The organism is Stenotrophomonas sp. FW305-C-20-S1, assembly GCF_058783335.1.
Map to the genome: position 1 here is coordinate 1 of NZ_JBYTEK010000069.1, position 9,638 is coordinate 9,638.

The following is a 9,638-nucleotide window of genomic DNA, read 5'->3' on the forward strand; positions in this document are numbered from 1 at the left end:
CCCCCCCCCCCCCCCCCCCCCCCCCCCCCCCCCCCCCCCCCCCCCCCCCCCCCCCCCCCCCCCCCCCCCCCACGACCCTCTCCAGCGTTTTTTGAACATTTCGATCCCGCAGCGCGGTTAGAGTCCAGCCTCCCCCTCGGACTGGACGTCCCCCATGCGTACCCTGCTTCTGCTGCCGCTGGCCCTGCTGGCCGCCTGCTCCACCACCCCTACCGAACTGGACCCGCTCTCGCACGCCTGCCAGCAGCAGCTGGATGCGTACCGCGAGCAGCCGGCCCTGCGCAATCCGCGCAACGAGCGCCCGCCATTGCCGATCGCGCCGATCAGCGATGCGTGCGACAAGGAACTGCGGCGCAAGGGCGTGGAGCGCTGATTCCAGCGATGCGGGTATGATCGGCGCGCGGGCCTGCCCGCGTCTGGAGCGGTATACATGGAACGTCTGCATCGCCTGCGCTGCGCCCTGCTGCTGTCGATGGGCCTGCTGGCCACCGTGCCGGCATGGGCCAACAGCGGCACCTGCCGCGAGCGCTACCCCAGCGTGGCCGCGCAGGCGGCGATGTTCGATGTGGCGTGGACCACGGCCGAGCGCCTGGATGCGCTGCCCGACGTGGACGTGGTGATCGCCGCGCGTGGCGGCCAGGACCTGAGCCGCTACGGCCTGCGCCACAGCCACTTGGCCTTCCTGCTGCGCGAGGACGACGGCCGCTGGCGCGCGATGCACCTGCTCAACCGCTGCAAGACCGACAGCTCGCAGCTGTACCGCGAGGGCCTGGGCAATTTCGTCGGTGAAAGCGGTACCCATACCGATCTGCGCATCGGCGTGCCGCCCCCGGCGTTGCAGGCTGCACTGAAGCGGATGCTGGCAGCGCCGGCGATCCAGCCCAAGGCGCTGCACGAATCGAACTACAACGTGGTGGCCTATCCGTTCGCGACCGACTTCCAGAATTCCAACCAGTGGATCCTGGAAGTGCTGGCCGCAGCGATGGCGCAGGCCGAAGCGGGCCCGGTCATCGTCAAGCGCGAACAGGCACAGCAATGGCTGCGCGCGCAGAAGTACCAGCCCAGCGTGCTGCATATCGGCCTGGGCAAGCGCGTGGGTGCGCGCTTGTTCGTGGCCAACGCCACCACCACCGACCATCCGGCCAGCGAACGCATTTCCGGCAACTACTCGGTGGTGACGGTGGAATCGGTATTCGACTTCCTGCACCAGCGCAGCCAGCTGCAGCAGGAACTGACCATTGCGCATGCGACGGCCGACACTGCCGCCGCTGCGCCCTGACCTGGCAAGGAGAAGATGATGCGCAACCTGCAGTTTTCCGCGTTGGCCGTGCTTCTGTGCGGCAGCCTGTTGTCTGCAGCGCCGGCACATGCCGAGCGCCGCATCGTGATCATCCAGAACAGCGTGCCCGAGGGGCCGAGCCTGGAGATGTCCGCGCCGATGGTGGAACGGGCGCGCGCCATGGCCGCCAAGGAAAACGCCGTCGCCGGCATGCCTCCGGGCCAAGGCCCGCGGGTGACGCTGCCGCAGATGCAGGTCAGCGCCATCTCCACCACCGTCGATGGTCGCCGTGAAGTGCTGCTGCAGGACCCCGCCAACCCGCAGAACACCGCGTCCATGCAATGGCCCAAGCGCCCCGGTGACCCGGCCGTGCAGTTCAACGTGGGCCAGACCGTGAATTTCGAGCCTGCTGAATCGGGCAACGGCTGGCGGGTGAGCGACAACCAGGGTCGGCCGCTGGAGTACCTGCCCGAAGCCACCGGCCCGCGCGACATTTTCGATACGCAGCGCTGAGCCGCTGCCTTCACCCTGACCAGGAGGTCACCATGCTTCGTTCCCTGCGCGCCCCCGCCGCCGCCCTGCTGCTCTCGGCCCTGACGGTGCCGACCGTGCACGCTGGCGCCGCCCCGCACATCAACAGCGGCCAGGCCAGCGTGCTGGTCACTTCGCTGATCGTGGTGTCGGTTCCGCTGGCCACCTCGATGGGCCTGGCCGCGCTGTCCAAGGCGCCGTTCAAGGCCAGCGAGCGCAATGGCCGGGTGGCCGAGCGCACCCCTGCGGTACCGCTGCCGCCGATGGAAGTGAAGCAGGTGGCGACCACCGCCGCTGGCGAGCGCCAGGTGCAGCTGCAGGTGCCGGACAAGGCCGACCAGACCGCCACCCTGCAGTGGCCGGCGATCGAGGGCGAAGACCCGGTGGCCGGTTTCGTGGTGGGCCAGCAGGTGCGCTTCGACCCGACCGATGCCGGTGCCGGCTGGACAGTGAAGAACAGTGACGGCAAGGCCCTGGCCTATGTGCCGACCGCCTATGCCGCCGGCGACGCGCTGAGCGAGCAGCTGTAAAACTGAACGGCCGTTTTTGGCTTTGCGGCGGGCCGGGCGGATAATGGGCGATCCCCTTTGTCCCCTGGCTCGCCATGTCCGTGCGTCCTGCGCCTGTTTTTGCCCCGTTGACCGCCCGCGCTCTGGTGCTGGCGGTGCTGGCCATGGGCGCGGTGGTGCTGCTGTCCAACGTGCTGGTGCAGTACCCGATCAATGACTGGCTGACCTGGGGTGCTTTCAGCTACCCGGTGGCCTTTCTGGTCAGCAACCTGATCAACCGCCGCTTCGGCCCGGGCCCGGCCCGCCGCGTGGCGTGGATCGGGTTTGCGGTGGCGGTGCTGCTGTCGGTGTGGGTGGCGACGCCGCGCATTGCGATCGCCTCGTGCTCGGCCTTCATCGTGGCCCAGTTGCTGGACATCACCGTATTCGATCGCCTGCGCCGCGGCAGCTGGTGGCGCGCACCGATGGTGGCCACCACCTGCAGCGCCACGGTGGACACCACGATCTTCTGGTCGATCGCCTTCGCCGGTTCCACCCTGCCGTGGGTGAGCTGGGCGGCGGGCGACCTGGCGGTGAAGCTGGCGATCGGCGTGTGCCTGCTGGCCCCGTTCCGCGCGCTGCTGTGGAAGATGGCGCCGCTGCGTACAGCGGGCTGACCGCCTCACCGGTGGGTGCCAACCTTGGTTGGCGCACTCCCTGAACCCGGTAGCTGCCAACCTTGGTTGGCACACTCTCTGAACCCGGTAGCTGCCAACCTTGGTTGGCGCACTCTCTGAACCCGGTAGCTGCCAAACTTGGTTGGCGCACTCACTGAACCCGGTAGCTGCCAACCTTGGTTGGCGCACTCCTTGAACCCGGTGGGTGCCGACCGTTGGTCGGCACGCTTCTTCAGGGTTCATCGCAACTGAGGGATTGTGCCGACCAACGGTCGGCACCTACCAATGAAAAGCCATCGCCGAGCCATTGACCCGGTGGGCGCCAGAGGTCGGCACCTACCCAAAGCTGCTACCGCCGTTGCAGGCGGTCAGGCGAACGGCAGCTCCGCGGCGATGCACGCAGCGCGGATCGCCGCACACGCCTCTTCGATGGCCGGCGTGGTCGGTGCCAAGCGCGGCCGGCGATCCAGCGTGCAGGCCAGCCCGACCTCCAGCAGCGTGGCATGCGCGCCATGCAGCGCCTGTGCGGTGGCTTCGGGCAGGAACTCCGCCGCGGCCAGCGCGTCGATCAATGCAGGCGTGGCACGCGGCTGCAGCAATGCAGGGGTTTGCGCACTGCATGCCAGTACGCCGGTCTGCAGCAGGAATTCCAGGTCGACCACGCCACCCGCGCCCTGCTTCAGGTCGAGCCGCGCGGCATCGCTGCGGTCCAGTTCGGTGCGCATGCGCCCGCGCATCTTCACTACATCGGCATACAGCGTTGCGCGATCACGTTCGCGGCCCAGGGTCTGCGCACGTACCTGTTCGAAATCCTGCAGCAGGCTGGCATCGCCGGCCACGCCGCGTGCGCGCACCAGCGCCTGGTGCTCCCAGGTCCATGCGCGATCGCGCTGGTACTCGGTGTAGCTGGCCAGCGAAGACACCAGCGAGCCCTTGCCACCATCCGGACGCAGGCGCACGTCGATGTCGTACAGGCGGCCGGCGGCGGTGACTGCAGCCAGCAGCGCCATCACCTTCTGGGCCAGGCGCGCATACCAGCGGCCCGGTTCCAGCGGGCGCGCGCCGTCACTGGCTTCCACGCCCGGCGGGTGATCGTGCAGGAACACCAGGTCCAGATCCGAGCCGAAACCCAGCTCCAGGCCGCCCAGGCTGCCGTAACCGATAATCGCGAAGCGGCCGCCGGCGATAGCGCCGTGCGCGGCGTGCATATCGGCCTCGGCCATCGCCAACACGGTGATGACTACCGCCTGCGCCAGTTCGGCCAGTTGCCGGGTGCTGTCGACCGCGCCCTGGCGGCCATCCAGCGTGGCCATGGCCATGCGGAAGCTCAACGCCAGGCGAGTTTCATTGAGCCAGCGCAGCTGCGATTCGGGATCATCCACCGGCAGCACCTGCCGGCATTCGGCCAGCATGCCGTCGGCGTCGGGCATCGGCCCGGACACGCGTACGTCCAGTAGTTCGTCCAGCAGCAGCGGATACGCGGCCAGGCGTTCGGCCAACAATGCACTGCGCGCCAGCACGTCGACCAGTCGCGCAAGCGCGCTGGGCTGTTCGTCCAGCAGCGCCAGGTAGCTGGTACGGCGCAGCACTGCCTGCAGCAGGCCGAGCACGCGCTTGAGTGCGGCATCGGGCTGCGGTGAACGGGTGGCGGCGTGCAGCAGTGCCGGCAGTACGCGGTCCAGGCGCGCACGCGCCGCATCGGACAGCGACTTCACGCCCGTGCCCTGGGCGAAATCGCGCAGTGACTGATCGGCGCCATTGGCATCGAGGAAACCGGCCTCGGCCAGCAGCGGCGCGTTGCTGCCTTCGGGCAGGCTGCGCCAGTAATTGGCCAGCGCATCCGGCGCTGCCTGGCCCTTGCGTGGTGCCAGCAGCGCACCGAACTCGGTACTGACGCGCTGCTGCTGCACACGCAGTGCCTCGCGCAGCGCATCCCAATCGGCATAGCCGAGGCCGACGGCAATCCGCTCGCGATCCAGCGCATCGCTGGGCAGCACATGGGTCTGCGCATCGCGCAGCATCTGCAAGCGGTTTTCCAGCCGCCGCAGGAACAGATAGGCCTCGCGCAGTGCGGCGCCATCATCGCGGGCGATCTGCCCGGCAGCCACCAGGGCATCCAGCGCGACCAGCAACCGCCGCTCACGCAGCACCGGCTCACGGCCACCGCGAATGAGCTGCAGCGCCTGGCAAAGGAATTCGATCTCGCGGATGCCACCGGCACCGCGCTTGATGTCGTCGTGCATCTCGCGCCGGGCGACTTCAGCGGTGATCGCCGCTTTCATCTCGCGCAGGCCGTCGAGCGCGGTGAAATCCAGGTAGCGGCGGTACACGAACGGACGCAGGGTCTGCAGCCAGGCCTCGCCAGCGGCGATATCGCCCGCCACCGCCCGCGCTTTCAGCCAGGCATAGCGCTCCCAGTCACGGCCTTCGCGCTGGAAGTACTGATCCATCGCAGCGAATGACAGCGCTACACGGCCCGCGCTGCCGAACGGGCGCAGGCGCAGGTCGACGCGATGGCTGAAGCCATCGACGGTGGTTTCATCCAGCAGCTTGGCCAAGCGCTGGCCGAGGCGGGCGAAGTACTCTTCGGCCGCCAGCGCACGCGGACCGTCGGATTCACCGCCCTGCACGTAGGCGTAGACCAGATCGACATCGGAACTGAAGTTGAGCTCGCCACCGCCCAGCTTGCCCAGCCCGAACACCACCAGCTGCTGCGGTTGGCCGTGGTCATCGGTGATCACCCCGTGGCGCTGGGCGAACTCCTGCTGCAGGGCGTCCAGCGCCAAGCGCAGGCAGTCCTCGGCCAACGCGGTGGCGCCCGCCAGGGTCTGCGGCACGTCATCCAGCCCGGCCAGGTCGCGCCAGATCAAGCGGGTGGACATCGCCGTGCGCCAGCGTCGCAGCTGTGCCGGCCAGTCGCTGGGCTGCAGCGGGTCGAGCACCGGCGCCGGCAGCGGCGGGCAGCCCGGCGCGGCCAGCTGCGCCAGCAGGCCGGGCTGGCGCACCAGGGTGTCCAGGGCGAAGTCGCTGCTGATGGCCAGCTGCACCAGCATCGGCTGCAGTTCGGCCGGGATGGGATCGGGCACTGCCTGGGCCAGGCGCGCCAGCGCGCGTTGGACGAGGGGCTGCAGGGTGGCGGGCAATTCGGCGGGGGCGAGGGTCATGCACTGATTCTCGCGGGGTCGCATCCCTTTGCCAACGGCGAAGGGCTGCTACCGCTTGCTGCGATATCGCCGAAGGTTGCTGGGGTTGCCGGCCAGCGGCCGGCACTACCGCTAATGGAGGCCGCGCATTCATCTTGGGCGACAGGCAATAAAAAAGCCCGCTTGCAGCGAACTGCCAGCGGGCTCTGCTCCCTCCCCCACGTCGGGATGCAGGGCCATCGTGCGGTGTACGAAAGTACTTTGCACGCTGCACTGCAAAACAAAACTGACGGGTATGGGAGAGGCGTTGCCGGAAACACCATTCCACGAAGGTAGAACCCCCCGTACGGCAGGGGATGGCCGATAATCGGGATTCCCCCCAGAAACGCTGTCGTCATGACTGTTGATCGCATCGCCAACGCGCGTCTTCGTGACCGCGTGGTCTCCGCCGAGGCCGCAGCCGCGCTGATCCAGCCCGGTGAAACCGTGGCCATGAGCGGCTTTACCGGCTCCGGTTACCCCAAGGCCGTTCCCGTTGAGCTGGCCCGCCGCATCGAATCGGTGCATGCCCAGGGCCTGCCCTTCCAGATCAGCCTGATGACCGGCGCCTCCACCGCGCCGGAACTCGATGGCGCGCTGGCCAAGGCCGATGGCATCGCCATGCGCATGCCGTTCCAGAGCGACCCGGATGCGCGCAACCGCATCAACGAGGGCAAGCTGGATTACATCGACATCCACCTCAGCCACGTCGCCCAGCACGTCTGGTTCGGCTTCTACGGTGAGATCGATACCGCCGTGGTCGAGGTCTCGGCGATCCGCGAGGATGGCTCGCTGGTGCCGTCCACCTCGCTGGGCAACAACAAGACCTGGCTGGACCTGGCCAAGAAGGTGATCATCGAGGTCAACGAGTGGCAGCCGGCCGGCGTGGACGGCATGCATGACATCTACTACGGCACCGCGCTGCCGCCGCACCGCAAGCCGATTCCGCTGGTCAATGCCAACGACCGCATCGGCGAGACCGCGCTGCGCTGCGACCCGGACAAGATCGTGGCCGTGGTGCGCACCAATGGCCCGGACCGCAACAGCCCGTTCAGCCCGATCGATGCGACCAGCGAGCAGATCGCCGCGCACCTGATCGAGTTCCTGCAGCACGAAGTGAAACGCGGCCGCCTGCCGGCCAACCTGCTGCCGCTGCAGTCGGGCGTGGGCAACATCCCCAATGCAGTGCTGGCCGGCCTGGCCAAGAGTGGTTTCCGCGACCTGGCCGCGTTCACCGAAGTGATCCAGGACGGCATGCTCGACCTGCTGCGCGACGGCGTGCTGAGCTATGCCTCGTGCACCGGCTTCGCACTGAGCCCGCAGGCCAACGAGACGTTCAAGGAGAACATCGATTTCTACCGCGAGCGCATCATCATGCGCACGCAGGAAATCTCCAACCATCCGGAACTGGTGCGCCGCCTGGGCTGCATCGGCATGAACGGCATGATCGAGGTGGACATCTACGGCAACGTCAATTCGACGCACGTGATGGGTACGCGGATCATGAACGGCATCGGCGGTTCGGGCGACTTCGCGCGCAATGGTTTCCTGTCTGCGTTCCTGAGCCCGTCGACGGCGAAGAACGGCACCATTTCGGCGATCGTGCCGATGGCCAGCCATGTCGACCACACCGAGCACGACGTGTCGGTGATCGTGACCGAACAGGGCCTGGCCGATCTGCGTGGCCTGACCCCGCGCAAGCGCGCGCAGGTGCTGATCGACAACTGCGCGCACCCGGATTTCCGCGCGCAGCTGCAGGACTACTTCGACCGCGCCAGCCGCGAGAGCTACGGCAAGCACACCCCGCATCTGCTGCCGGAGGCGCTGTCGTGGCACCAGCGGTGGCTGGATACGGGCACCATGAAGGCCTGAGTATTGCCGGTTCGCCGGGCATGGCCCGGCGCTACCCCGCATCGCACCTCGGTAGCGCCGGGCCATGCCCGGCGGGTGTGCCGCATCAGGTGCGCAGGCTCGCCAGCGATTCGGCTTGGATGCGCTCGTAGATCTCGAACTCATCGTTCACCGCCGCACCCAGCGCCTGTTCGAAGGCCTCGCGATTGGCATGGGCGGCGTACGCGCGCTGCTCACCGCCGCCCAGGTTCGACTGGAAGATGCCTGCGGCACTGACCGGCAGGAAGTCCTCGTAGACGATCGGATCGGCCGTGGCCAGGCCCGCAGCAACCAGCACTTCGGCCGGCAGATCGGCCACGCGCTCCGGCGCAGCGCGGCCAGCGTCGGTCAGCTGGTAGCGGTAATACCCCAGGCCTTCCTGGCGCAGGGTGTCGTGGTCATCCGGGAAGCTGGCGAACACTGCCTGCAGGCGCTGCCCATAGTCGCCACCGGTGCTGCCCGCGCCGTCGGCATCGCGCGCCTGCGTCAGCAGCTGGTCGTACAGCGCGCGGCCCTTGGCGGTCAGCGCCAGGCCGCGCTGCTCGATCTCGCCGAAGCGCGCGGTATGGGTACCGGCGTCGCCGCCTTCGTTGCCCGGGAAGTGCACCGCCTCTTCCAGCGCCTTGAAGCTGGTCTGCCGCAGCAGGATCGGGCAGGCGCGACGCGGCGGGCCCTCGATCACCGCCTTGGCGGCCATGCCCTGCTCGATCATCGCCGCCTGCGCAGCGTCGATGTCCAGCGTGCGCGGGGTCAGGTGGTTGATGTGCGGGCCACGGAAGCTGACCACGTCGGCCACCAGCCGGTGCGCCTTGTGCAGGGCATGGTAGGTCGGCAGGTCGACGGTGGCGTCACCATGCCAGCGGAAGGTCTCCAGCGCCTGTTCGACGAAGCGCTCGGCATCGGCCTGGGTCAGGCCACCGTCACGCTCGGCCTGGTCGATCAGCGCCAGTGCCTCGTCGGTGAAGATGCGGCGACGGGCAAGGATTTCGGCCGACTGCGCACGCAGCGCCTCGTCTTCGATCAGCTCCAGGCGCAGCAGCGAGGTGAACACGCGGAACGGGTTCAGTGCCAGCGCAGCGGCGGTCAGCGGGCGGAAGGCGGTGGAATGCACCGGCACGCCGGCCACCGACAGATCGTAGTAGCCCACCGGGTACATGCCCATCACCGCGAACAGGCGGCGCAGGGTTGCCAGTTCCTGCGGGGTACCGACGCGGATCGCGCCGTGGCGTTCTTCATCCAGGCGGGCACGCTCGTCGTTGCGCAGCAGCTGCGCGGCCAGCGCCGGGTCCTGCGCCAGGACCTGCGTGTTGATCCGCTCCACCAGTTCCACCAGCGTGCCGTACAACGGCACTTCGGTGCGGTACATGCGGGACATGGCCTGGGCGAACAGGCGGCGGATCACATCAGGCGAAACGAAAGAGGCGCTCATCAGTCACTCGATTACGGGAACGGGGAACAGCTCGGACCCGTATTGTCGCCGGAGCGCGCGGCGGCGGCGATACGCAGAGCAACATGACCTGCGATGGGTAGTGCCGGCCGCTGGCCGGCAACCTCCATGCCTTTCTCTTCTCCCCATCTCCCAGCCCACAAA

8 protein-coding genes are annotated in these 9,638 nt (G+C 68.2%); 6 read left to right on the forward strand and 2 right to left on the reverse strand.

The window, feature by feature from the left end; all coding sequences use genetic code 11:
* The first annotated feature begins 154 nt into the window (after positions 1-154).
* The 5 genes from AC3WTC_RS20255 (at position 155) to AC3WTC_RS20275 (ending at position 2,975) form a co-directional block, all read left to right on the forward strand.
* Positions 155-373 carry a hypothetical protein gene (locus AC3WTC_RS20255; RefSeq protein ID WP_032975596.1) on the forward strand — a complete coding sequence of 73 codons (219 nt, stop codon included), beginning with the start codon at positions 155-157 and terminating at the stop codon, positions 371-373.
* 57 nt (positions 374-430) lie between these two features.
* Positions 431-1,279, forward strand: a complete 849-nt coding sequence (locus AC3WTC_RS20260; protein WP_492712402.1) for a DUF2145 domain-containing protein — start codon at positions 431-433, stop codon at positions 1,277-1,279.
* Between the two features lie 18 nt (positions 1,280-1,297).
* Positions 1,298-1,792, forward strand: coding sequence for a hypothetical protein (locus tag AC3WTC_RS20265; RefSeq protein WP_032975599.1), 495 nt, complete (start codon positions 1,298-1,300; stop codon positions 1,790-1,792).
* 32 nt (positions 1,793-1,824) lie between these two features.
* Entirely contained in the window at positions 1,825-2,340 is a 516-nt protein-coding gene (locus AC3WTC_RS20270; protein WP_025878222.1) for a hypothetical protein, read from the forward strand.
* A 74-nt stretch (positions 2,341-2,414) separates the two neighbouring features.
* Entirely contained in the window at positions 2,415-2,975 is a 561-nt protein-coding gene (locus AC3WTC_RS20275; protein WP_025878224.1) for a queuosine precursor transporter, read from the forward strand.
* Positions 2,976-3,343: 368 nt separating this feature from the next.
* On the opposite strand, the gene glnE is transcribed toward AC3WTC_RS20275, so the two are convergent.
* Positions 3,344-6,139 carry a bifunctional [glutamate--ammonia ligase]-adenylyl-L-tyrosine phosphorylase/[glutamate--ammonia-ligase] adenylyltransferase gene (glnE, locus tag AC3WTC_RS20280; protein ID WP_492712405.1) on the reverse strand — a complete coding sequence of 932 codons (2,796 nt, stop codon included), beginning with the start codon at positions 6,137-6,139 and terminating at the stop codon, positions 3,344-3,346.
* A 375-nt stretch (positions 6,140-6,514) separates the two neighbouring features.
* On the opposite strand from glnE, the gene scpC reads away from it, so the two are divergent.
* Positions 6,515-8,029: a succinyl-CoA:acetate CoA-transferase ScpC gene (scpC, locus tag AC3WTC_RS20285; protein WP_080150722.1), complete on the forward strand. Its 1,515-nt coding sequence runs from the start codon at positions 6,515-6,517 to the stop codon at positions 8,027-8,029.
* Between the two features lie 85 nt (positions 8,030-8,114).
* Here the strand turns inward: scpC and hglS are convergent, their stop codons facing one another.
* A complete protein-coding gene (gene hglS / locus AC3WTC_RS20290) occupies positions 8,115-9,476 on the reverse strand; it encodes a 2-oxoadipate dioxygenase/decarboxylase HglS (protein ID WP_140228259.1) in 1,362 nt (453 codons plus the stop codon).
* Positions 9,477-9,638: the final 162 nt, after the last annotated feature.

Bases quoted from the DNA above. Each gene is read 5' to 3' on its own strand.
- AC3WTC_RS20265 (WP_032975599.1), top strand. From the start codon at position 1,298: ATGCGCAACCTGCAGTTTTCCGCGTTGGCCGTGCTTCTGTGCGGCAGC.
- AC3WTC_RS20270 (WP_025878222.1), top strand. From the start codon at position 1,825: ATGCTTCGTTCCCTGCGCGCCCCCGCCGCCGCCCTGCTGCTCTCGGCC.
- AC3WTC_RS20255 (WP_032975596.1), top strand. From the start codon at position 155: ATGCGTACCCTGCTTCTGCTGCCGCTGGCCCTGCTGGCCGCCTGCTCC.
- glnE (WP_492712405.1), bottom strand. From the start codon at position 6,139: ATGACCCTCGCCCCCGCCGAATTGCCCGCCACCCTGCAGCCCCTCGTC.
- AC3WTC_RS20260 (WP_492712402.1), top strand. From the start codon at position 431: ATGGAACGTCTGCATCGCCTGCGCTGCGCCCTGCTGCTGTCGATGGGC.
- scpC (WP_080150722.1), top strand. From the start codon at position 6,515: ATGACTGTTGATCGCATCGCCAACGCGCGTCTTCGTGACCGCGTGGTC.
- hglS (WP_140228259.1), bottom strand. From the start codon at position 9,476: ATGAGCGCCTCTTTCGTTTCGCCTGATGTGATCCGCCGCCTGTTCGCC.
- AC3WTC_RS20275 (WP_025878224.1), top strand. From the start codon at position 2,415: ATGTCCGTGCGTCCTGCGCCTGTTTTTGCCCCGTTGACCGCCCGCGCT.